Annotated in this window: 17 protein-coding genes; all 17 read left to right on the top strand. The window is 46.8% G+C overall.

Going from position 1 to position 25796, the window contains the following annotated elements; all coding sequences use genetic code 11:
- Window positions 1-115 precede the first annotated feature (115 nt).
- The 17 genes from HNR77_RS13545 (at window position 116) to flgK (ending at window position 25785) form a co-directional block, all read left to right on the top strand.
- On the top strand, window positions 116-457 hold the full coding sequence (locus HNR77_RS13545) for a hypothetical protein (RefSeq protein ID WP_111269090.1): 342 nt from the start codon (window positions 116-118) through the stop codon (window positions 455-457).
- A 586-nt stretch (window positions 458-1043) separates the two neighbouring features.
- Window positions 1044-4016, top strand: coding sequence for an S-layer homology domain-containing protein (locus HNR77_RS13540; RefSeq protein WP_260410560.1), 2973 nt, complete (start codon window positions 1044-1046; stop codon window positions 4014-4016).
- 149 nt (window positions 4017-4165) lie between these two features.
- The gene (locus HNR77_RS13535) at window positions 4166-6763 is read left to right on the top strand and encodes a hypothetical protein (protein WP_184184979.1); all 2598 of its coding nucleotides are present in this window, start codon (window positions 4166-4168) and stop codon (window positions 6761-6763) included.
- A gap of 170 nt (window positions 6764-6933) precedes the next feature.
- Entirely contained in the window at window positions 6934-7500 is a 567-nt protein-coding gene (locus HNR77_RS13530; RefSeq protein WP_184184976.1) for a hypothetical protein, read from the top strand.
- Between the two features lie 147 nt (window positions 7501-7647).
- Window positions 7648-7923 carry an alpha/beta-type small acid-soluble spore protein gene (locus HNR77_RS13525; protein WP_184184973.1) on the top strand — a complete coding sequence of 92 codons (276 nt, stop codon included), beginning with the start codon at window positions 7648-7650 and terminating at the stop codon, window positions 7921-7923.
- Between the two features lie 257 nt (window positions 7924-8180).
- On the top strand, window positions 8181-9383 hold the full coding sequence (metK, locus tag HNR77_RS13520) for a methionine adenosyltransferase (protein WP_110895579.1): 1203 nt from the start codon (window positions 8181-8183) through the stop codon (window positions 9381-9383).
- Window positions 9384-9576: 193 nt separating this feature from the next.
- A complete protein-coding gene (locus HNR77_RS13515; protein WP_184184970.1) occupies window positions 9577-13284 on the top strand; it encodes a SwmB domain-containing protein in 3708 nt (1235 codons plus the stop codon).
- Between the two features lie 296 nt (window positions 13285-13580).
- Window positions 13581-16304 carry a stalk domain-containing protein gene (locus HNR77_RS13510; protein ID WP_184184967.1) on the top strand — a complete coding sequence of 908 codons (2724 nt, stop codon included), beginning with the start codon at window positions 13581-13583 and terminating at the stop codon, window positions 16302-16304.
- Between the two features lie 47 nt (window positions 16305-16351).
- A complete protein-coding gene (locus tag HNR77_RS13505; RefSeq protein WP_111269097.1) occupies window positions 16352-17512 on the top strand; it encodes a sensor histidine kinase in 1161 nt (386 codons plus the stop codon).
- A 4-nt stretch (window positions 17513-17516) separates the two neighbouring features.
- The gene (locus HNR77_RS13500) at window positions 17517-18239 is read left to right on the top strand and encodes a response regulator transcription factor (protein WP_111269098.1); all 723 of its coding nucleotides are present in this window, start codon (window positions 17517-17519) and stop codon (window positions 18237-18239) included.
- A gap of 243 nt (window positions 18240-18482) precedes the next feature.
- On the top strand, window positions 18483-18887 hold the full coding sequence (locus tag HNR77_RS13495) for a hypothetical protein (protein WP_184184963.1): 405 nt from the start codon (window positions 18483-18485) through the stop codon (window positions 18885-18887).
- A gap of 562 nt (window positions 18888-19449) precedes the next feature.
- Entirely contained in the window at window positions 19450-21435 is a 1986-nt protein-coding gene (locus tag HNR77_RS13490) for a helicase-related protein (RefSeq protein ID WP_184184960.1), read from the top strand.
- A 577-nt stretch (window positions 21436-22012) separates the two neighbouring features.
- A complete protein-coding gene (locus HNR77_RS13485) occupies window positions 22013-22573 on the top strand; it encodes a ComF family protein (RefSeq protein ID WP_184184957.1) in 561 nt (186 codons plus the stop codon).
- 260 nt (window positions 22574-22833) lie between these two features.
- Window positions 22834-23238: a TIGR03826 family flagellar region protein gene (locus HNR77_RS13480; protein ID WP_111269102.1), complete on the top strand. Its 405-nt coding sequence runs from the start codon at window positions 22834-22836 to the stop codon at window positions 23236-23238.
- A gap of 172 nt (window positions 23239-23410) precedes the next feature.
- Window positions 23411-23695 (top strand): flagellar biosynthesis anti-sigma factor FlgM, encoded by a 285-nt coding sequence (gene flgM / locus HNR77_RS13475; protein WP_111269103.1) that lies wholly within the window; start codon window positions 23411-23413, stop codon window positions 23693-23695.
- Window positions 23696-23703: 8 nt separating this feature from the next.
- Window positions 23704-24204 (top strand): flagellar protein FlgN, encoded by a 501-nt coding sequence (locus tag HNR77_RS13470; RefSeq protein ID WP_184184955.1) that lies wholly within the window; start codon window positions 23704-23706, stop codon window positions 24202-24204.
- A gap of 18 nt (window positions 24205-24222) precedes the next feature.
- Window positions 24223-25785: a flagellar hook-associated protein FlgK gene (gene flgK / locus HNR77_RS13465; RefSeq protein ID WP_184184952.1), complete on the top strand. Its 1563-nt coding sequence runs from the start codon at window positions 24223-24225 to the stop codon at window positions 25783-25785.
- Window positions 25786-25796: the final 11 nt, after the last annotated feature.

Raw genomic sequence — 25796 nt, 5'->3', positions numbered from 1 at the left:
AACCCTTTTATAATAGAAGGAAACGGATTTTTACCAATAACTATTTTTGTAATTTGCTAGAGATTAAGATACAATAGCAACAAATACACAATGATCTAGAGGGTGAAGTTAGCTTATGAAACCGATTTATTCGAAGTCCCAGCTGGGCTACATGAAGGCAAAGACACAGTTCGAGAAGCAGGCAGTCATTCTGGAGAAGAAGCTGGAAGATACACGCAAAACTCAGGAGATCACTCAGGAAGTCATGGAAGGGCTTGTACAGACAACCGGCTTCCATGATGCCTATAATAATCTGGTTCTGGCAGAAAATGAACTTATTGAATGGTCTCATACAACCATGAAGCATGAGAAGACATATCGGGAGAACAGACTGGCAATTGATGACATGTATCTGAGATTGAACAGTGATCCGAATATGCGCGCACAGATTATTGATCTTGCGATGAAAATTCGCTAATTTACAGAATGTTATAACAGAAGGAGGGCCAATGCGGCTCTCTTTTTTATTTGGAAAATTGTGAAATTTGTCGCTTCATCGTATAGAATAGCGGGTATAAATAAACGTCCCACACAATTTCTACACCTGCTTGTCTCAGGTTAGACATCAAGGAAGTGGCGGTATGACTGGTTTTGAACTCATTAAAAACCCGCACTGCACCAATACATAAATAAGTTCAAAACTTTTTTTGTGGAATGCGCAACTTTTTGAAATCTACTGCGTTTAAGATGTAGAGTCAAAAACATTGGGGAACTTACCAAGATTGACCTCGTGAAGAATCTTGTCTATTTATTAGAAAAAATTGCTTTACGGCTCGAGAGACCCATTGTATAATACGTAAGGTAGGATTAGGAAACTACTCTATTTACGTATGAATCTATCATTATTTTAGGTAACAAGTTTCTGTGATATGCTCACAGACATCATTTATATTAACTTGCTCATGACTCTGGAAAGGGGGTGCGACAATAGAATGAGGAACACGAGCGACCCTATTAAAGAAAATTCCAATGTTATGAACACCCAAGGAGGAGAAAAAAAGGTTATGAAGAAAATTTTATCCGTCGCTTTGTCTACAGCAATGGCATTCTCAATGTTTGCTTCTGTAGCATTCGGTGATACAGCAGTAACACCGCAACAACAATTTGATGCATTGAAAGCAAAAGGTATCTTCAATGGTTACCCAGATGGTTCAGCTGGTCTGGACAAAGAGATGACTCGCGCTGAGTTCGCAAAAGTTATCACTAAATTGCTGGGTCTGAAAGAGATCACTGGCCAACTGTCTTACACAGACAAAAACTACACAGCTAAAAACTGGGCTGTACCTTACATCGAAGCAGTAACTGCTGCGGGTATCATGGAAGGTAAAAACGTTGAGAAGAAAATCTTCGACTTCAACGGTAAAGTAACAGTAGCAGAAATGGCTACAATCCTGACTCGTGCTCTTGATCTGGAAATCCCTGCTGAAACTGACAACAGTGCACCAGCATGGGCTAAAGGTTACGTTCAAGCAGCAATCAACGCTGGTCTGGTAGACGCTAAAGCTAACTTCAGCGCTAACGCTTCCCGCGAATTGCTGGTAGGTGCAGCTTACTCCATCGATCAAGCTCAAAGCATCAAAGTTACTTCTTATGAAGTAAGCGAAGCTGGTAAAGTTGTTACTTTCAAAATCAGCGATGGTGAATCCGTTAAAGTAACTTTGGATAAAGCTCTGGAAGCTAACAAAGAAACTGAAGTGAAATTCACTTACAAAGATAAAGCTTTCACTGAGAAAGTTACTTATGTAGTAACAGCAGCTCAAAAAGTAGTTAGTGCAACTGCTAACAACCTTAAACAAGTTGTTGTAACATTTGATGGTGATGTTGATGCTGATAGCGCTGAGCTGGAGTCCAACTACACAATCGACGGATTCAAATTCAAATCTGCTACATTGTCTTCCGACAAGAAAACAGTAACTTTGTTGCTGCCAGCAGAGCAAACATTGACTTCCCAAAAAACTTACAAGTTGAATGTTAGCAATGTTAAAAACTCTGACAAATCCAAAGTGTTCAAAGAGACAGTACAAGTGACTCCAGTTGACACTACTTTGCCAGAAGTTTCAGAAGTTAAAGGTCTCGGAACTAAAGCTTTCAAAGTTGTTTTCTCTGAGCCAGTTAAAGCTTCTTCTGTAAACACAACTTCTAATTTCCGCATCGACGGTAAAGCAATCTCTGGATATGTTAACTTCACTTATCCAAGTGTTGCAGTTATCACAACTGACCTGAGCGTTGGTAAACACACATTGACAGTAAATGGTGTTGAAGACTATGCAGGTTACAAACTTCTGCAAAAAGAAGTTGAATTTGAAGTAGTTGAAGATACTACAGCTCCAGAAGTTGTTAGTGCTAAAGCTACAAACCTGAACAAAGTAGAAATCGAATTTAACGAGTCCGTTAAATCCGTAAGCAAAGCTTACCACACGTCTTCTGGTAAAACAGGAACTGTTACTGTTGAAGATAACAAAGTAACTGTAAACTTCGAAAACGACAACAAGCTGAGCTTGGGTGAAAACACAATTACTTTGGAAGGTGTAACAGACTACAGCAACAACTCTGCTACTCGTACTTCTAAAGTGACTCCAGTTATCGATACTACTCGTCCAGAAGTAGCTTCTGTAACTGCTGAAGTTTACAACAACAACCACGTGATCACTGTTGAATTCAGCAAAGCTGTTGAAGCTGCTGATGTGTTGAAAACAGCTAACGCTAACTTCACTTTGAAAAATGAAAAAGGTGAACTGGTAACTACCAGAGGCTTCACAGCAGCTGGTCACCCAGTTAACACTCCTAAATTCGTAGATGGTACTGGTAACAAACGTGTACAAATCACTACAATTGGTGAATTGGCACAAGGTAAATACACTTTGGAAATCTCTGGTATCCGTGATATCGCTGCAATTCCAAACACAATGTTGCCATACTCCACTACTGTAGATGTAAGTGATATTGCTAAACCAAAAGTTAACGATGCTTGGTTCGTTCAAGAAAGCACTGGTAACGGATCTTTGCAAGATCTTGATATCTACGTTACATTCAGCAAAGAAATGGCTGTAAGTGGTAACGGTAGTGCAATCGATCCAAACAAATATAACTACCAAATCAATAATGGTCCATTGTTGCCGCTTCCTAACAACACTGAGGTAACTCAAGTGAATGCTCAACAAGTTCGCATTACCTTGCCTGCCAAAGAAAATGGATACCTGGGTACTAATGATACTTTGAATCTGCGTATCGCTAATGTTGCTGATACAAAAGATAACTACATCGCTGGTAACGTAGTTTCTACACCTGTTGTTGCTAAAGCTGCAAGAACAATCGGTGTTGAGTCTGCTAAAGCTGTAGCTGACAACAAGATTGATGTCCAATTCAATGGATACCTGTCTTCTGTAAGTGCAAGTGATTTCGCGATCACTACAACTAGCGCAACTTACGGTCTGAAATTGAGTAGTGTTGAGACTAAAGATGGTAATACTTTGGCTCACTTCGAAATTTCTTCCAATGATAAGTTGGCTGCTGTTCCTACAAATGCAAACTTCACTTCCGTTGCAGCTGCGAACATTCAATCTGTTAGCCCTAACGGAATCAAAGTTGCAGGCAGTCTGAGCCAAGCTTTGACTGATGGTATTGCGCCTAAATTGGCAGAAAACAACAACTTCAGCGTAGTTGAAGGTGCTGTTCAAGCTAATGGTAAAAAACAATACACTGCTACATTGACATTCAACGAAGACCTGAATGTTGCTAACAACACTACTGGCTTCTTGGCTCGTATTGGCGGATCCGAAGCTACAGTTACTAAAGTTGAAGCTGGTACTAACCCTAATGAAGTAGTAGTTACATTTGAAGCTGATGGAACTACTCAATTGGCTGGTTCTTATGTAGAACTGTACCTCAATTCTACAAATGCAACTAACAAATTTGTAACTGACAAATCCGGTAACGCTGCAGATCCTTCTAACGTTTCCGTACAAAGACAGTACTAATTTATAAGTTTTTAAGAGAAGACCTTTAGAGAAATCTAAGGGTCTTTTTTTATGTCGTATATTTGATAATTCACAACAACATCGTAACTTTCTCGCCTCCCCAAACGTTTATACTATATAGCAACAAGCAACTTATGGGAGGTTTGGAAGTGGATCAAAAGAAAATGGTTGTGAGCTTGCTCGCAAGTGCGATGTTGATCAGTTCAACGGCGGGTATGGCGATGGCTGCCAATACAGCAGCCACTAAGTCATCGTCTGCCAGTACAAATAGTAATACAACTAAGAAAACAACAGCCCCGAAACCGGTTGTACATACACTAGGCAATTTATCACCTGTGAAGGTGACTGCACGTAGTACCGTAAGATTGACGGATGTGAACATCCTGGCTCAGGACGATGGTAATGTCGTGACATATACGCTGTCGTATAAGAATAATGACAGTAAACCATTGATGATGATTGATTATTGGAGCAAGGTCAAAACGAAGGGTGGCACCTTGTTCTCACCTAAGCTGATTGCGAAGGATCAGGAGAAGAAATCTGTATCGCCTGGTTCAACGGTTGATCTCACTTATGTAATGAAAGCAGGCCGTGAAGTCAAGATCAGTGATCTGAACTTCCTGATTGTGAAATGGGATTTCAGTCAAGCTAACTATGAACGTACCCTGGGCAAATTTAATGTGCCAGCTTCCTATAGCATTACTACACCTGTGGGTAAACCGAAGACGGTTCGTCTAAGTGACTCTGCGGTAAAAGTAAAAGTCGCTGGCATCAAAGTCTATCCAGGTGAAGATAAGAATCAGTATGTGAAAATTGGTGTGAATTTAAACAATATTAGTTATAAATTACTGGAGAATCCGAATATCAAATGGATTTTGCGTACGCCGGGTGGTGTGAACTATCCCTTAACCCCGGACAAGGATAGTACTCCGGTGAGTATTCAAGCTCAAGCGAACAAATCGCTTGGTCTGATGGTCTCTTTGCCCACATCGGTGAAGCTGCAAAAATCCGAGCTGCTGCTCGTAGAAGAACAGGGTGAAGAGAAAAGTGTACTTCCTGTAGCCGCGATGCAGCTGCCTGAAGCGAGTAAAAGTAATGTAAGTGTAGCGGCAAATCAGCCGAATATCATATCGATTGATGGGCAGCCGTTGTCTACTTTGTTAAGCTCATCCCGTGCTCGTGTAGAGGATGGGGAGTATACATTAACGATGCAGATGGTGTTCAAAAATGAAGGCAAGAAAGCGATTAAGGTTCCAACCTACTCATTTGAGGTACGAACTGATGATGGAACGATTAATCCGATTGAAACAAAGGCTCTGGATAATTTGAAGCTTAATCCGGGGGATATCAAAACGGTCAAGCTAAGTGGTACATTCCAGGGAGATGGGGACACCAGCAAGATGAAGCTGTATGTTATGAGTCCCAAGGATAAGACCGAAGGCACCGACTCCGCCACCACAACGCCAGCCAGCGGTTTAGTGTTCTCTTATCCAGTAGGTGTCTACACGATGCCCGAGTCCGTTTCTGGTGGAGATGGATTGACTACCGAAACCGTTATTAATAATAACAAAGGCACGTTTGGGGTGTCCATTGGAAGCTTGCAGCGTTTACCTTGGCTTGATACGGACATCATTGCTGCCAAAGTGACCATTCGAAATGCGTCAAGCAAAACGGTGCAGCTGCCTGAGCTTGAAGCGATGTTTACGATTGACTCTGCGAAAATCGATGGTGATAAAAAGTTAATCTACACGCAAGCGGGTAAACTACTGGGTGCTGGTATGACAACGGAAGCATATCTGTTAACGAAAATCCCTTCAGATCTGCGTATGTCTCGTCTGGAGCTCAGCCTGAACGAAAAGGTAAGTGAAGAGGAAATGAATGAATGGATCACCCTGAGTACTTCAGGGCTGATACAACCGATATTCTTCATTTCTAAAGGCAAAACGTACACATCGGGTACAGGGGACAAAGAGACGGAAATGGGCTCACGTCGCACCATCCGTTACCCGGGTACATCCTCGGATATCGTGTACACTGAATTTGAAATGACGAATAAATCTCTACGTCAGAGCGGCCTTGGTAAGCTCGTGGCTTATTACAAAACAGCAGACGGACAGTATTACCGTGCTACGGCAAAGCAATCCGAACGTCTGCCTGGACCTGGACAGAAATCAATCGTGACGTTCTGGGCGAAGCTGCCGAAGTCCGTTACCTTCTCTGACCTGAAGCTGGTTGTAGGTGAAGGGGTTGCCGATGGCAAGTTTGTTACGGGTGAAGGCGAGGCAACAGCTTATGTAAATGCGGTAGCCTTTGAAGTGCCGCCGGTATCGATCAGTGTGCAAGGTAACCTTAGCAATATTGATCTCTACCCTTATAGCCTGACGGCGAACAGCGTACGTGCTTATCTGGCGGGCAGCTCGTCTGTACAGATTGAGATGAACTATAGTTTGTCGCGCAGTGAAGAGATTGAGATGGGTGAGAATGAGCATAAGCTGATTCTTACACTGACAGATCAAGCAGGCAAAACGTATGAGAAAGAACTGACTTTAGGTACAGACATCAAGGTAGGCAAGAACCAAACGTTGACCTGGAGCATCGAGGACAGCTTCTTCGAGAAGCTGCGTGGCGGTTCATATCGTCTCAGCGTCGATGATCAGTTCCAGGGACAACGTCTGCGTCTGGCTGAGCAAAGCTACGGATATGACCTGACAAAGCTTCCTAAGGAAGAGCCTACGGACGTAAGATAAGGTCATGCTAGCTTTCACCAAGGATAACTATGTCTTACATTGATTGATTCATAAAACGAACGCAGCAAACCTCGCTCCTTCAATGCAGGAAGCGAGGTTTTGCTTGTCCCATCTTACTTTTTTCTCTATAGTTAAAGTTAATAGATTACCAGAGGAGGAACATATTACAGATGAAAGCTTATATGAAAGTATCTCTGGCCGCACTGGCGATTGGTGCAGGTGTATGGATTGGGGCGGTATATAACGATACAGCCAAAGGCGCAGGTACAATCCAGCCCGGAACGGCGGATGATCCGGTCGTGACAAAAAGTTATGTGGATCAGCAGATTCAGAAGGCGCTGGGCGGTGGTAGTGCGGGAACAGGTTCAGGCGCATCCACGGGCAATAATGGATCGGCAGGAACAGGAAGCACGGGCGGCACAAGTACCGATTCGGGGCTTCCACCGCTGGTATCCGGTGCAGCCGATGCCGTGGAGATTGTCACCGTGAAGCCGGGTCAACAGCTGCTCGGCAAATCGGGCGCGGAGTTCATTGTACGCAGCGGCAAAGCGGTGATCGTCAGTGAGGGTACGAATGGTGTAGCCGATCTGACGGACGGGGTAGACCTGACGAATGGTCAGGCAGCGCCGACCAATCACCTGCTTTCTTTTCCAAAGGATGGACGGGGCATTACGGTTCTGGACGGTAACAAATACAGTCTGACGGTCATGGTACGCGGTGGATATACGTTGAAATAGGTTGTGCAACTTGATTAGAAATTATTCTTTTTCATTTCATGTTATTGCTCAGATTACCCAGTTCTAACAAACATTAATACGGCTAGCCGGATATGTTCCTGCTCACTCTATATTTGTAGACAACTAATCCATGGAGGTGCAGGAACGATGGCTAGAAGCAATCGGAAGGTCGTACCGGAAAGTCGTCAAATGCTGGATCAGATGAAGTATGAAATTGCGGCGGAGTTTGGTCTGAACGTGGGTTATGGCGGTCGCGGAAGTCTGGCTGGTGCCGATACCGAGTTTGGCGGGGAGCTTGGCGAGATGACGAATCATTCATATGGGCAGTATAAAGGGTGGGGACACCTCACTTCCCGCGAGAATGGTTCGGTTGGTGGAGAGATTACGAAACGCCTGATTCGCCAGGCCGAACAGCACCTGTAGCACTCATACGTTACATGCCCTTGAATTGACACCACTTGACAAATACGATAAGATGGCAAATGAGGTATGCAACCTTTTCCACTAGGGAAAGGTTGATTTTTTGTTAAGGCAATTACCTGAAAAATCCTTGTCTTCGTGAATGCGGATCAGTATCCTTATTATGCTGTAAAGCGCCTTCGGGAGCATAGTGAACGAATCGTCGTTATGTTTTGTTCGGGCAATCGCCATACTATATAGTTATGGGAGGTTGAAACTTCATGTCTATTAAAGGCCGACATCTTTTTACATCGGAGTCTGTAACTGAAGGACATCCGGATAAAATCTGCGATCAGATCTCGGACGCCGTGCTGGACGCATTTCTTGCGAATGATCCTAACGCTCGCGTAGCGTGCGAAGTTTCGGTGGCTACAGGCCTCGTGCTTGTAATTGGCGAGATCAGCTCCGCGTCTGAATATGTGGACATTCCTGCCATCGTGCGCAATACGGTGAAGGAAATCGGGTACACGCGTGCCAAATACGGTTTTGATTATAATACATGTGCGGTGCTGACGTCACTGAACGAGCAGTCCGCTGATATTGCACAAGGTGTCAATGCTGCCCTGGAGCATCGTGATCCAGAGCAAATGGCACGTGAAACAGAGAACATTGGTGCAGGCGACCAGGGCCTGATGTTTGGTTTTGCAACCAACGAAACGCCAGAGCTTATGCCGCTGCCAATCGCTTTGTCTCACCGTATCGCTCGCCGCCTCGCGGAAGTGCGTAAGAACGGTACGCTTGATTACCTTCGTCCAGATGGTAAAACACAAGTGACGATTGAATACGACGGTGACAAGCCGGTTCGTGTCGATACCATCGTAGTGTCCACGCAGCATGCGGAAGAGACAACCTTGGAACAGATTCAGAAGGACATCAAAGAGCATGTCATCCTGCCTGTCGTTCCAGCTGAGCTGCTGGATGAGCAAACGAAATATTTCATTAACCCGACTGGGCGTTTCGTTATTGGCGGACCTCAAGGGGATGCAGGTCTGACTGGACGTAAAATCATCGTAGATACATATGGTGGTTATGCACGTCACGGCGGCGGCGCGTTCTCGGGTAAAGATCCGACTAAGGTGGACCGTTCTGCGGCTTACGCGGCTCGTTATGTAGCGAAAAACCTCGTTGCTGCGGGTCTGGCGGACAAAGTGGAGATTCAGCTCGCTTACGCGATTGGCGTAGCGAATCCGGTATCCATCAACGTGGATACTTACGGAACAGGCAAAGTCAGCGAAGAGAAGCTGGTAGAGCTTGTACGCAACAACTTCGACCTTCGTCCTGCTGGCATTATTCGTATGCTGGATCTGCGTCGTCCGATCTACAGACAAACGGCAGCTTACGGTCACTTTGGCCGTACGGACCTCGATGTCCCTTGGGAGCAAGTGGACAAAGCGGAACTGCTGAAGTCTCAAGCGGGTCTGTAATACGAGAGCTGTCCAAGTAATGATCATGAAAACCTTTGGTTCCTTCTGGGATCAAAGGTTTTTTTATGCTGATTCCCCCAAAATAAAAACCCTGTAATTTCCAATTTGTTAAAATAAATACCCATTCTGACCGACATACATATAGAGGTCTGTAAATCAGACAGAAGGAATTAGTATTGAGGGGGAAGGATGGGTGTTTGTGAACAAATGGGCCCGCAAGGGATGGATTGCACTATTAGTCGTTATCTTAATGACACAAGGCTTGTTAATTGGCTGGAACGGTGGACATACCGCTTATGCCGCAGATGAGTTGCTCGGAAAGGGAATCAATGCAACATCACCTGCTGTGAATGCACAACAGGCGGATGGAACAAAACCCTTAACGATAGACTTCATTAAACCCGTGAGAAAAATTACGACAAGTACAGAATCGATTATTGTGTATCGAGTTCAGGATGATTCAGTGGTAACCCAGATTAGGGTGACAGACCCGGCTGTGACAGTCATTCCAGATAATGAAATCACGGATGCCGGTTTGGGAAAACGTGTACAAATTCAGCTTCCCGCTGCACTTCCTGGCGGAACGTTCTATGTGAAGGTGGGAGGACAATCTTTTGTAAGCGAAGATGGTCAGCCGGTAGAAGGCTTAAACAAAGAGTGGACTTTCCGAACAGCTGGAGTCGGAACGGCACAAGTGACAGCACAGACTCCTGCCAATGCTGCTACGAACGTATCGGCATCTTCCAATATTCAGCTTACATATGACCGGGCAATGAAAACAGGGGCAGGTAAACTCCAAATTTATCGTGGAAGCACACTCACTGAAGAGATTGATGCCTCCTCCTCTCGGATTAGCTTTAATTCAAGCAGAACTACCGTAACCATTGATCCCGTTAACAATTGGGCTAATAATAGTACGGTGTACGTTGCAGTTCCTGAGGGATTTTTGCGTGATGATCTCAACAATGATACGGCGGCTATTCAAAGAGGGAACTGGGGATTCAATGTGATATCTGATCCTACGGCTCTGACAGTGTCCAGTGTATCTCCTGCCAATGGAGCAACAGGAGTATCCCTTTCTGGTGAATTCTTACTTACCTTTAATAAAGATCTTGATCGTAACATCGCAGGGTCTGCGGTAGTAAAAAATGCTAATGGCAGTATCGTGCCTTCTACTACCTTAATTAGTACATCTAATGCTCGGCAATTACGCATTATTCCACAAGCAAGCTTGACCAGCAACACCGTATATACCGTGGATATCCCTGCGAATGTTTTCCGAGATCAGACCGGCAATCCATTCATGGGGTTAAACGGAAGCTCATCGTGGTCGTTCAGAACATTAACCGTTGATACGACACCGCCTGTGCTTAAAACAGCCAAAATGTACAGCAATACGATTATTCGTCTCACGTATGATGAATTGCTCTCCAGTTATGATCTGTTCGCATCAAGCTTCACAGTAACTGTGAATGGAGAGAACCGTAATGTAAGCACAGCTTATATATCTGGAGACAGTGTATATGTCGTTATTGATACAGGAGTTGCCGTAGGACAGGTAGTACGTGTAGCGTATACCGCCGGTACAGGTACTCGTAAAATACAGGATTTGTCCTTGAACGCTGCGGCTTCATTCGGATCAAGGGATGTCGAGAACAGTCTGGATTCCATTATGTCAAAACCTCGGGAAGGAACAGCCTACTACAGCACGATAAGTCTTTATTATCCCGAGACAGTGTATATCAGTTCGAGCGATGCAGTAAAACAATTTAGTGTAACAGCAGACGGAGCATCTGTAGCCATCAACAGCATGTCAACGAGTAACAGTTCACTGGTTACGCTGAATTTAAGTCGTTCTATTGATAATGGCCAGGTGGTACGCGTGTCCTATGCTCCTGGTGCATGGCCTGTAAAAGACAGCCGCGGTCAAACCTTGGCAGGGTTTACTGATTTCTATGTACGTAACAGTATCGACACCAAGCCCCCTGAATTCAAGAATGCTGAAATTAGCGGGAACAAGATGTGGATTCGATATAATGAGCCGCTTAGCCGCACCAATAAACCTCTGAAAAGCCAGTACTCTGTCCTGGTGGATGGGAAAGCCGTTTTTGTAAACGACTCCGAGATTGAAGATGATCTGATCACTTTGACTCTCGCTAGCAGTGTGGCAAGTACACAGAATGTTACCTTCTCGTATGTACCCGGTACATTGCGTTTGACCGATTTGAACGGTAACCCGGCGGGCTATGTAAATCTTGCTCCTGTGACCTATACCTTCGGGAATGGTAAAATTTTGTCAGCTACTCTTCAGGGGGATAAAGTTTTCATCAATTTTCGTGATGTGCTTCAGGCCCAATCGGCTATAAGCCCCTCTCAATTTAATGTACAACTCGGTGGTACAACCATCAATGTGCTTAACGTTTCAATAGCGGGTTCAATTGTGACATTGAACCTGTCCAGCGCGGCAGCTTCAGGACAAACAGGTTCAGTCAGTTACGCACCAGGAGCGGTACCCTTACGTGATGGGCTGAATAATACAATTGAAGCTTTTGGACCGCTCGCTTTACAGCAAAGCAGCAGTTCAAACACGAGCAATCCAAATAATAGCCGTCCTTCCTGGCTAACAGAGCAAGATTCATCCCGTTATGGTCAAGCGCTGCTTGTTATGAGCAGTGACACGGCTTCAAATGCATTAACGATGAGTCGAAATAATCTGTCCACACGGCAGTTTAATGTCGATTCAACAAAGCTGTTACAGGCGTTCGAATACGCCAAAGATGCAGGAAAGACGACACAGCCTGTTGTGTTTGAAGTGGACGGAGACGAGTCATCAGCCTATGTTGGATTTCCACTTAGTGCACTGACTCAGATTTTATCAAGCAATCGAACGGGTTCAATCGGGATTAAATATGGGGATCGATTGTGGACCGTTCCTATGACTAATCTGGATGTATCCTCCATGATTCAGGCTTTGGGTACGGCGACTAATCTGGGCTCGTCCTATCTGTATGTGCAAATAGAGACTGTACCTGTATCTTTATCAGGAACCTTGGATGGAATGTTGATTGCTGCCGGAGCACAGAAGCTGGGAAACAATACAAATGTATACCTGTCGGCATTCAATGCTAATAACAATCAGCGGGTCGAGCAAGATATCAAGAGTCAGCTTTCTATCCAGTTGTCCGCTAAAACAGAAATTCTTACCTCGGGTCTGACGTATATTGATCCGGTTACATTGCTTTTGGCTAATGTTCCCCATACTTTTGTAGCAGCTGCTAATGGGGTAGTTGTTAAAGGGTACTTAAACGGAAATCAGACAGTGGTGCCAGTCATTCATCCCGTAAGTTATCAGGATACAACGAATCACTGGGCAGGTGCAGTTATCAAAGAGCTGTCCTCTAAATGGATTATCGGGACCTCCAATGGTTCTTTCTATGGCCCTGACCAGAAGATCACTCGAGCTGAATTTGCCGAATTGATTGCTAAGGGGCTAGGCTTGAAGGGCGATCAGAACGCAGCACGGCGTTTCCGGGATATCCGTGGTGGAGATCTGACGAGTGCTTATATCGGTGCAGCAGCAGAGGCCGGAATCGTTACGGGGAACACAGATGGTACATTCAAGCCGGAAAGTGCAATTACCCGCGAACAGATGGCGATCATGATGGTTCGTGCGATGAACTACGGTGGTCAAACCGTATCACTTCAATCCTCTGCGGCTACGACTTTGTCCAAGTTCAAGGATAACAAAAAAATTCAATCCAAGGATTCTGTTGCCAAAGCGGTTCAAGCGGGCATTATTCAAGGCATGACAACGAATACGTTTGTACCTCAAGGCAATGCAACTCGTGCACAAGCAGCGGTTATGCTGAAAAGGGTTCTGGATAAACTCGGTTATCTGTGAGGCAATAGAGTCGGTTATATAGCTTTATACTTTAGTTATCATATGGAGGCGCTTCGAGAATGTATATTTCTTGAAGCGTCTTTTTCTCGGAGATTGCAGATTACACAGAGAATAGGAGTCTTATGCATTAAACAATAGCCAATTTATGCCTGATTGTTGGCTTTCGGCGTAACTTTTTCCACAAAAAACAGTCTATTAATAGAAGAGTATACTAGGGGTCGCTCTATGTATTGCCGTCCGGCAGCATAGATGTGATATCTAAGATTGATATACAAGATGGGAGAGACGTTTCGAACATGCTGGGGAAACATGGGAGACAGCTGGAAGACGTAAAGCATAGCAAAGCAAAAAAATGGGCGATCGTGACATTGGCAGGTGTGATCTGGATCGCGCCGGTGATGAGTGCGGGTGGACAAATGTGGTCGGGAACGTCCTGGCAGTCTGTGGCAGCGGCGGCATCAACCAATACAAGCAAGCTGAGTGAGGAAATTTTGACTTCGGGTGCGAAGCTCATGAAATACAGGTATACAACGACACGTTCAGGCTCGAAGGTCAATGTACTTGCAGATGTCGTGCAGGTGGATTTGCAGAATCCGTACGTGAAGCTGGACGTGATGACGGGTAAGGGCGGCAACTTGAATAGCAAGCAGAGCACGGGCGGCATGGCCAAGGAAAACGGTGCAGTCGCTGCCGTGAACGGGGATTATTTCAACGTATCCGGGGAACTCGCGCCGATTGGCGGACAAGTCTCTGACGGGGTATTGGTGTCCACGCCTTCAGAGCTGAAGGGCATGTATGCCCTCACCGTAACCAAAGATGGCAAGCCGATGATCGACGAATATTCGTTTGACGGCACAATTAAGGCACAGGATGGTTCAACCTTCGCTCTGCGTGGGATAAATAAGGAGGACTATACCGTTGAGACGGGTTCAGGTACATACAGCCATGCCAACTCCATGTATATTTATACACCTGCCTGGACATCAACCAAACGTCCGAACGATCCATCCACCACGCCGACAGAGGTGCTTGTACAGAACGGGGTCATCACACAGATTTCGGATAAAAAAGCATTAAATATGACTGTACCGGAGGACGGCTACATTCTGCGGGCACATGGTACTGCGGCAACCTGGGTAATGATTCATCTGTCTGTTGGTCAGACACTGGGAGCGGACTACAAGCTGGTCGCCAAAACGACAGGACAATCGGTTGATCCAAGCAATCTGGAGATGATGATCGGCGGTCATACGATTCTCGTCAACGGCGGACAATCGACACCGTTCTCGCGGGATATCGTTGCCTCCGGGATTGGCGGGATTCGTGCAAGAACAGCGGTAGGTTATTCTCAGGACGGGCGTTATGTGTACATCATTGCAGCGGAGAAAAACAGCAACAGCAGCGGGTTGTCACTGACCGAGCTTCAGTCGTTTATGACAAGCATCGGGGTGTGGAAAGGCATGAACCTGGACGGCGGCGGCTCAACGACGATGGTGACACGTCCACTAGGGGAACAATCTGCGAGTCTGACGTTTAATACCGAGTACGGTACAGAACAGCGCCAAGTGGTGAACACACTGGGTGTATTCTCGACAGCACCGGAAGGCAAGCTGAAGGGCTTTGCGGTAAGTGGCAGTCAGACACTGCTTGCGGGTCAGGAAGGCAAGTATACTGCGAAAGGGTATGACACGTATTACAACCCGATCGCCACAGGTAATATTCCGTTGACCTGGAAATCAAGCAACAATAACATTGTAAGTGTAAGCAACGGAACGGTTAAAGGTGTGAAGCCGGGCACAGCAACGTTGACAGCTACAAGCAGCGGCGCTTCCTCCTCCATCAAAGTCACGGTGCTGGGTGGCAGTGAGCTGGCGTCTCTGACGGCAGGATCGGGTCTTGGTTCGCTCAAGGCGGGTACGACAGTTTCGATTCCAGTGACCGCGACAACGAAGAGCGGGCAAAGTGTGACTGTACCGGCAGACTCTCTCACCTGGGAATTTGTAGGCTTCAAAGGCAAGGTGGCAGGAGATCAGTTGACGGTGTCGTCTGTGAATGATGGAGCGCAGGTTGGTTATGCGATCGGTCGTTATGATGGCTTCAGCACGGTCGTTGTGCTCTCGGCAGCAGATAGCGAGACCATCTGGGAAAACTTCGAAAGCGTGAATTATCCGATTAATTTCACAACGAATGCGGCAGGAGTAACAGGATCATCTGCAGTCGTTGCAGGAACGGGTGAAAAGGCCGGCTCCAAGGTGCTGCAGCTGAGCTACGACATGACAGGTGGAACGGGCAAAATGTACGCTTACGCTCAGCTGAACGGTTCGACAGGCCGCGAGGTTTCTGCTTCTGCAACCTCCATGTCTATGGATGTTATGGGTGACAAGAGCCTGAACTGGCTGCGTGCCGAGTTTACGGATGCCAAGGGCAAAACGGTATATGCCGATCTGGCCAAAGCGATTGACTGGAATGGATGGAAAAAGGTGAATGTGGACCTGAACGGGCTGAACATTGCTTATCCGGCGAAGCTGAAGCGTGTGTATGTCGTTAACGTGGAAGAGGGGCAGGATGAGCGCGCAATGACAGGAACGGTGGCATTTGACAATATTGCCTTCACCATGCCATCCAAGTCCAGCGAGGCCGGATTGCCTACGGGAACAGCTTCTCTCGTGCTTGGAAAGAAGTCGATGACGGTGAATGGTACAACCAAAGCGATTGATGCAGCACCAGTCATTAAAAATGGAACAACATATGTACCCATCAAACACGTGCTGGACGCCTTCGGCGGACAGGCGGGCTGGGACAGCAAAAATCAGCGGATTACCGTAATTCGCGGCAGCAAGCTGATCGATCTGGTGGTAGGTCAGAAAGAGTTTGTTCTGAATGGCAAAAGACAGAGCGCATCAGTTGCACCTTACGTAAGCGGGGGTAGGACTTTAGTCCCTCTCAGACTTGTTTCGGAGCAGCTTGGGCTGACTGTAAAATGGGAACAGAACACGAAGACCGTTACCATCTCATCGTGATATGGTATGATATATACCGGAAACGATAGAAATGGAGTCGAACAAACGTGGATTTACAAGCCGATGCCATAGACCGCGTCATAAAAAACGCCATACAAGTCATGGAAAACAGCAAATATCAAATGTTTGAAATCATGGACTCCACTCGTGAGGAGCTGAAGACGCTCAACGAGGAGTTGAAGTCGGTGCTGAAGGAAACGGCGGAAACGATCGAGAAAGTAGATCAGTTAGAGCTGAATTATCGCCGTTCCCGGATTCGGCTTACCGAGGTAAGCCGCGACTTTGTCCGTTATTCGGAGCATGATATCAAGCAGGCGTATGAGAAAGCGACACAGTTGCAGCTGGATCTGATGATTTATCGTGAGAAGGAAATGTATCTGAAGGCCCGGCGGGATGATCTGCAGAAGCGTGCCAAAAATGTGGAGGCTTCTGTGGAGCGTGCCGAGACCATTGGTTCGCAGATGGGCGTTGTGCTAGAATACTTGTCAGGCGAGTTAGGTCAAGTGACCCGTATCATCGAGTCTGCCAAGAATCGACAAATGATAGGTTTGAAAATTATTCTGGCCCAGGAGGAAGAGCGGAAGCGGATTGCCCGGGAGATTCATGACGGGCCTGCGCAGATGCTCGCCAATCTAGTGCTTAGGACGGAAATTGTAGAAAGAATGCTCATTAAGCAGGATTTTAAGATGGTCCAGGCCGAAATAGTAGATTTGAAAGGCCAGGTTCGTTCAAGTCTTGAAGAAATGAGAAAAGTTATTTTCAATCTGCGTCCTATGGCACTGGATGATCTGGGATTGATCCCGACGCTGAGGAAGTATGTGCAGGATTTTGAAGTAAAAACAAAAATCCGGTCGCTTTTTGAAACAAGAGGCAAGGAACATCGTCTCTCTTCTGCAATGGAGGCTGCAATCTACCGCCTTGTGCAGGAAGGTCTGTCTAATGCTGCCAAGCATGCTTATCCCACGTATGTTGTCGTAGAAATTACATACCAGGCTCAGCTCGTCAAAATTGTCGTACAGGACAATGGGCTTGGGTTCAAACCGGAGCTTCTTGCGAAGAAAAGCAAGGACCACAACCACTTCGGTCTGATCGGGATGAGAGAACGGGTTGAACTGTTAGAGGGAAGAATAGAGATTGAATCCGCAGAGAACCAGGGAACCAAAATAGTCATTCATATCCCGACTAACGTGGATAAGGGAAAGGAGTAGCAGGATGGAAAACCGTGATACTGGAAAAACATCAATTAAAGTTCTTTTGGCTGATGATCATCAGCTGTTCCGTGAGGGATTGAAACGCATTTTGAATATGGAGGACGACATTGAGGTCATCGGTGAGTGTGGCGATGGTATCCAAGTGCTGGAATTCTGTAATCAGGAAAAACCGGATATCGTGCTGATGGATATCAACATGCCTGTAGAGAACGGGGTGGAGGCCACCGAGAAGCTGCGTGAGCTGTTCCCGGATGTGAAGGTTATTATTTTGTCCATCCATGATGATGAAAGCTATGTATTCGAGACACTCCGTAAAGGGGCTAACGGGTATTTGCTGAAGGACATGGAGGCAGAGTCACTGATTAATGCGATTCGTTCGGTACATGAAGGACATGCATTTATTCACCCTAAAGTAACAGGCAAACTGATTATGCAGCTTCGCCGCATGACGTATCTGAACGAAACGGGTGCAATGAGTGAAGGCACTGCGAAGGAAGCTGGCGTTAAATTTGTGGCGGGTGACAACAATCCACTTACACGCCGCGAGGCCGAAGTGCTGCGTCTGATGGCTGAGGGCAAGAGTAACAAGATGATTGGTGAATTCCTGTTTATCAGTGAAAAAACGGTCAAAAACCATGTCAGCAGCATTCTGCAAAAGATGGAAGTGGACGACCGTACACAGGCTGTTATCAACTCCATCAAATATGGCTGGGTTACGCTCTAAACTATCTGTTCATTGTTCATTTAACCTGTATTCACTCGCACCCTTTCCAGTAGCTGGATTGGTTTGCGGGTTGATGGACTTTATCACTGCAAATGAACAAAGTGCGAGGGTGAGCTGAACATCTGTTCAAATCGGAGCACGGACCGGCGTTGGTTGTAACCCTTCGGAATACGCAGCATATACTGCTGTATACAGGGATGTTCGCCATGGGTGAGCATGACCTTCCGAGGAGGTGCAGTTGCCATGGTTGCTCATTTGACTATGATTCTGCTTATATACTTCCTGGCGGCAATGGCCGTTCATGTTATGCACCAGCGCCATATTTCCCGCCCGGAGTCCGAAGGCTTCGAGCAGATTCTGCTCATTCCTTCCAATCAGGCAGGACGGATTGAGGGCATTATTCGAGCACTTTGCCGGGAATTATTATATCGTGGAAAGAGCTTTACATTAACAGTGGTCGCTGATCATCATGATGAAGAGACGATTACGATCATTGAGAAGATGATGCAGAAGCAGGGCCTGGAGCTTTCTTATCTTCCGGCTGTGCCATCAGAGCTTGACCGCAGCAAGCAGGTGAATGGCGGTTATCGTCTCATTGATCTGCGCAAATCCAGTGATGAAGCCGGATTCAGGCAAGCAAGACAATGATGTGATGCAGATGTTGATATGCAATTCATATGGAGAAAGATTACAGCGCAATGCTGTAGTCTTTTTTTGTAATTGTAGCCAAGTCTGCCTTTAAATTGAATATGGGTTTTATTGCAACTTATGGTTGAAGACTGGATTTATTGCTTTGGTTAAGGACCGAGAAGCATTTTGAAGTCAGAAGTCTTAACTTAAAAGTATAGACTGAGAAAACTGGAAAAAGTTGCGCGATTTTTCAAAGAAAAATTCAAGGCAATTGAATAAGCAAGGACTGGAATTATCGGTTGCATTGACTGCTATGAAAGATATCCATATAATTGAACATAAGAAAACTGCATCCAGGAGAATCAATCTATATCCGATCCGGCTCAGATCAGCTGCCAAAAGTCTGGGTTGGGAAGTAAACGGTTGTTTATGAATTGGCATTATCGTTATACTGAGGTCAGAATCATATCTGTGAAACGACAGGAACATGAAGCACATGCTCCGGCGAAGCCGCCGGTAGTATGTGCTTTTTTGCGTTTCGGGATAAGTCTTTGGATCGCAAGAGGGAGGAGTTGGGGAGATGAAGGTGGCGTTGTATGTATGTCGCACGGATGAAAAGTGGAGCATGATCCTGTCTCTTGATATTCAGGTCGATGTGGTGTGGTGGCTGGAGGGTGTGAGTGGTCGGCAGGTTCATCAGTGGCTGGTTCTAAGCTTGCAGCTGCCGTTAAGTCAGGCCGCATGGCTGGTGGAGCAGTTTGTGCCTGTGCGCGGCATGACCGGGTGGGATGTTGAGGCATGGCAAAGTTATCTGAACGCAAAGCTGCTTGAATACGAGCGGGACTCAGGTGAGATTGAGGCTAGAGGTGCTGTGGCTGTGGCCATGGGAGCGAGCGGCTGGGGTGGGAAGGGGAGTGAAGCAGGTGGGTGGAGGAGTAGTAAAAGAGAAGATGGGGGTGGTGGAACTGGAGCTCGAGGAAGAGGTGCTGCTGCACAGGCAGTTATTGTGGGCGGGATGCCTAGGGCCTATCCCGCCGAGCATTGGGCTCAGCTGCTGCAGTGCGCTGCTCTGCTGGCTGAGCGCATGAGCGGCCGCCAATTGCTGGCGGCCGAGGCCGAGGCGCTGCTGGCGGCAGAGCCCGCCATGCCGCCCGAGGGCTGGCGCGCGGCTGCGCAGCTCGCGCGCTTGCATGGGCGGCTGCAGCTGACAGCCGCCCTCCAAGGGCCTGCCACGCGCCGCCGGCTCGCGTGGCTTGGCCGCGCGCGAAGCGCGCCCCGCTGCCACCGCTGTGGCAGCGAAGCCAGGCAGCGCGTGCCCTGCGCTGCCTGCGGCCTGGCGGCGTGCGCCTACTGCGAGGCATGCCTCGCATTGGGGCGCAGCCGTGCCTGTGCGCTGCTGCTGCGCAGTGCAGCGCAAGGGGCCGTGCCCGTACGCGGCGAAGCACCGCGGGGCACGGCCCTGGCCCCCACCGGCGGCGAACTCGCCCGGTGGGGGCTAAGCGCAGCGCAGAGCGCGGCAGCAGCCGCGGCGCTTGCGTTTTTGGCCCGGCCTCCCGCAGGGGATGGGCCGGGGCGGTTCTTGCTCTGGGCCGTGACCGGGGCCGGCAAGACGGAAATGATATTCCCACTGCTCCAGCACACACTGGATCACGGGGGCAAAGCTCTGGTCGCTACACCGCGCAGGGATGTCGTGCTGGAGCTGGCTCCGCGCCTGGCGAAAGCTTTCCCGGACACCTCGCTTGCTACGCTCTATGGCGGAAGCATGGAGCGCTGGAAAGACGCTCAGCTCACGCTGGCGACCACACACCAGCTTATGCGCTTTTATCACGGATTCGATCTGGTCATTATCGACGAGCTGGATGCCTATCCGTATCATAACGATCCCATGCTGGCTCACGCTGCTGCTGCTTCCTGCAAGCCGGATGGACATTTCGTATATTTATCGGCCACGCCGCCAGCCCGGCTGCAGCGAGAGGCTGCTCTAGGCAAGCTCGCGCATGCCAAAGTACCCGTCCGTTTCCATCGGCATCCGCTGCCTGTCCCCAAGCTAATGCGCATGATAACCGTAGCCCAGTGCCTCAAGCGTAAACAGCTGCCCGCCTCCATCGTGAGCAGCATTCGCTCTTCGCTGGAGCGCGATGCGCAGGTGTTTGTTTTTGTAACACGGATCGCGCAGATCGAAGCCTTTGTTCAACTGATGCGCCGAACGTTTGCGAATATCCCGATTGAAGGCACTTCATCGCAGGATGCGGAGCGGGCGTCCAAAGTCATTGCTTTTCGCGAGCGCTCCATTCGCCTGCTTGTAACGACCACCATTCTGGAGCGGGGGGTGACGATACCGCGCAGTGATGTGTTTATACTGGATGCAGACAACGGGCTCTTTGATGAAGCTTCATTAGTACAGATGGCTGGCCGTGCTGGGCGCTCCCTGGATGATCCGGCAGGCCGGGTTGTGTTCGCCGCCTCACGCCGGACTCGTTCTCAAGTCAAAGCGGTATCCCAGATTCGCAAAATGAATGCCATCGCCCGCCGCAAAGGCTACCTGCACCCACCCGTCTCCAAATAACGATCATAACTCATCTTACTCTCAGTTGAATTCGAAAAGGCTCTCTACAGGTTAATCGTTCATACAAAAGCATGTTTTCGCCAGCATCCATCTTTTCATTAAAATTAGTAACCTCTTCATCAAGCGTTAATGAAACATTGAACTACAACGGTCATTACATACTTAGGGTATTACATTGTAAGGAAAGGAGCCTTGCTTCATGTTGAACTACATCTCCCATCTCTTCGAACGTGTGCAGCATCTAACTAGACATCTCCACCATCTGCTCGGCCCGCCTGGCTCCTCCTGCCTGACTTGCGGCATGCGAGCGCTGTTGTCCTCACGTTATCCGGGAATATGTACGCGCTGTGTGCAGCAGATTCCGTGGATTCGCGCAATTCGATGCCAGCGTTGCGGACGGGGAGTAGGTTGTCCCGACTGTGTCCGTCCGCATATGCAGCGCCGCTCCTTCATCTGTAATCGCAGTGCGGTACAGTACAATGACTTAATGAGAGAATGGATTAGCATGTATAAATTCAGAGGGCATGAGCGCTACGCCCCGTTGCTAACGGCACTTCTCATTCAAGCCTTTCAAGCGATGAGCGAAGAACTGACCCGTATATGTGGAAAAGAAATCCCAAAGCCGCTCTGGCGACCTGACGCGCTCACTTATGTTCCCGTGAGCGAGGAGCGCCTGGCCGAGCGCGGCTTCAATCAGGCGGAGCGGCTGGCAGCAGGGCTTGCCACCGCCGCCCGGATCCCCTGTGTTGATCTGTTGCAGCGCCAGATCAACACCGGGAAACAAAGCTTCAAATCTCGCGCCGAACGATTCGAGACGATGAAACATGCTTTCTCTATTCATCCTGAAGGTTTTGAACTCATTACAAAGATTTGGAATGATAAAGGCCACCGAGGTTCTCAAAACCCAGAAACTCATCCACAGAATCTCGCAACAATCTTCAGGAGAATGAATCATTCTCCCGTGCCCCAATCATCCGATCAGATCAACAATGCCGATACAGCCTTACAAATCCTTATAATTGACGACATCTACACAACCGGAAGTACATTGGATGCTTGCGGGCAGGTCATTCTGGCTGCTGCAAAAAATGCTGGTATCCCGGTGGATATTTATACGCTGACATTAGCAAGATCCTGATTTGTGATGTTCACTTTGCCTTTTTAGTTTCTTTCTGTTCACTCCGTTTTTCTCTAAAATACAGTTAAACGCAAATATTATTTTTCTCAACGTAAATATTTATGTTCAATAGCAGAGTTTAGCTATAGAATATATTGCGTATCTACGCAATAGCCCACATTTAATGTTTGCAAATATTATATGGACTTCATATGAGAAAATAAGGTAATCTATAGGTATTAGCTAGTCGGGAAAGCGAGATTAAGAGGGGAGTTTTGGCGATGAATCTAGGAAATTGTCCTCGCTGCGGCAGATTGTACGCACTGAATTTTCGGGATGTATGCTCGAATTGTATCAAAGAAATGGAGCAGGAATATCAGATCTGTGTAGACTATCTGCGCGAGAATAAAGGCGCCAATATACAGGAATTATCGGATGCAACAGAAGTCTCAATCAAAACGATTACCAAGTTTATTCGAGAGGGACGTATTTCCATCGAAAACGCTCCGAATATGATGTATCCTTGTGAAGTATGTGGAACGTTGATTCGTGAAGGACATATGTGTGATTCATGCCGTACCCGGTTAACGAAAGACTTGGCTGGCGCTGCTCGTGAAGTAGGTCAGAAGGAGAACAACCAGGTAGGCGGACGAACCTACAATGCTGTCGACAAACTACGGGACTAATAGGAACGTGGTCTTAAATCCGAATAATGCTATAACAAATGTTTTGGAACGTACCGATAAACTTATTAAAGATTATCGGTTTTTTTTATTATCCTACTCGTTTTAAACACATAAAGATAAAGAAAGAAAAACGTAAATCGTCACATTTTAACTGAAAGGAAGTGCACTTCAAATGAAAATCAATGAACCGAGTCGAATTGGAGCCATCAATTCATATCAGAGGAATGTTGAATCCAATCAGCAGGCTGAAACCAAGAAAAGCCGCCGCAAGGATGAAGTATCCATTTCTCCGGAGGCGATGAAAATGCTTGAAGAACAAGGACGTACGCAGGATGCGGGACGATTGCAGCGAATTCAGGAGCTGAAAGAGCAGGTTAGTTCAGGAACGTATCAGGTAGACAGCAGTAAACTTGCAGACAAGTTAGCACCATACTTTAAAAACTTTCCTGAACAATAGGAGGACACATGGCGGTTGAATCTTTAATTAGTGTACTGGGACAGTTGCAGGCCGCTCATATTGAAATGCTTCAGTTAGGTGAACAAAAAAAGGAAGCAGTTGTTGCTAACAAAGTGGACGTTTTGATTACACTGATTAATCAGGAGTCCAAACTGGCCAAGAAAATTGAGTTGATTGAACAGCAAAGGATGCAGGCTGTCCATCAATTTCTTGAAGAAAGAGGAATCAAATCAAAGCTTAATTTGACAATTAGTGAGCTGATGAGACTGGTTTTTGATACAGAGGAAAAGAAAAGGCTTTATCAAGCTCAAACTGACCTAACCGATGTATTACAGCAAGTGAAGCACATAAACGAAGTTAATCAGCAACTTATTAAGCAATCACTTTCATATATTGACTTCTTCCTTGAGACGATGTCATTTCATGCAGAATCAGAAGCCACCTATCAAAATCCATTAGAGAAATCTTATGGTGTAGCTCGTTCCGGGTTATTTGATACTCGTGGTTAATAATGGGGGAAAACAACGATGGCTTCAACCTTTCATTCGATTGAAACAGCCAAGCGCAGTCTCATCACACAAACTGCAGCTCTGAATACAACGGGACACAATGTCGCTAATGCAAACACGCCAGGATATTCACGTCAAGTGGTCAATATGACAGCAGCAGATCCTATTGATGCTGTAGCGTTTTATCGCACGACTGCACCGGGACAGCTAGGAACGGGAGTGGAGTTCAACTCTATTAAACGTGTACGAGAAACGTTCCTGGATGGTCAATTTCGTAACGAGAATACTTCGCTTGGGGGATGGACCGTTCGTAACAGTACGTTGGAGAAACTCGAGACGATTATGAACGAACCTTCGGATACTGGCATTCGAACAGTACTCAATAATTTCTGGAATGCATGGTCTGATTTAAGCCAGGATCCACAGGATGTGACCAACCGCAAAATTGTAAAAGAAACAACACTGGCCTTAACGGATGGTTTGAATCAGATCAGTTTGCAACTGGATGCGCTTTCCAATGATTTGACTAACAATGTTTCACTGAAAACAACGGAAATTAATTCATATCTGCAATCCATTGCTGATCTCAATAACAATATTGTAAAAGTTGAGCAGCTTGGAGATAATGCCAATGATTTACGTGATAAACGGGATTATGCAGTCGACCAGCTCTCCAAAATTGCAGGCGTCCAGATCACTGAACTGGACAGTGGATATCAAGTAACACTGGCAGGCCAAGTTGCAGTTACTGGAGCGACGGTCACTCCTGTTACTGCAGACATCTTGGAAAATGCATATCAAGCTGGAACCTTAACAGGTGGCGAGGTATACGGAATGATTCACTCGCGTGATCAGTATGTCGCTGACTATCGTAAACAGTTAGACCAGTTAGCAAATACACTGGCTACGGGCGATATTGAAATAACGATTCCGGCTGGTTCTGTATTGCCTAACAATACGGTACTGAACAACGTAACCTATTCGGATGCCAACAATAACAGAACAATAACCTCGGATCTTAAAGTGACTGTTCAAGGCATTAACGGGTTACACAAACTTGGTTATACGCTTAGCGGAAATACGCCGACAGCAGGGGAAGACTTCTTCACTACTAAAGATGGCGCAGGAACCATAACGGCAGGCAATATTACGTTGAGTAAAGATATTCAGAACGATCCTAACAAAATAGCAACTTCAATGCGCACGACGGGAACGGGTACAAATGAAAGTGTAGTACTAGGTAATAATAGCCTTGCACTTGCGCTTGCAGGTCTAAAAGATGCCAAATTTGATTTTGGAACTGCTGTGTCCAAGCCCACCACAGTGAATGACTTCTTCGGTGCAATTGTAGGGCAGTTGGGTGTACAAACGCAGGAAGCGAATCGTCAAGCACAGAATGCTCAGCTTTTAACAGAGCAGGTCGATCTGAATCGTCAATCTGTGAGTGGTGTTTCCCTGGACGAAGAAATGAGTAACTTGATTAAATTTCAGCATGCTTACAGCGCAGCTGCCCGTTTTATGACAGCTTATGATGAATTGTTAAATAAACTAATAAACAGCACCGGCGTAGTTGGTCGCTAAGAGGTAGAAGG

This window comes from Paenibacillus sp. JGP012, assembly GCF_014203995.1.
In the GTDB taxonomy this organism is placed as follows: Bacteria; Bacillota; Bacilli; order Paenibacillales; family Paenibacillaceae; genus Paenibacillus; species Paenibacillus silvae.
Note: the sequence above shows the minus strand (reverse complement) of the source record. Positions and strands in the feature narration are given on the sequence as shown.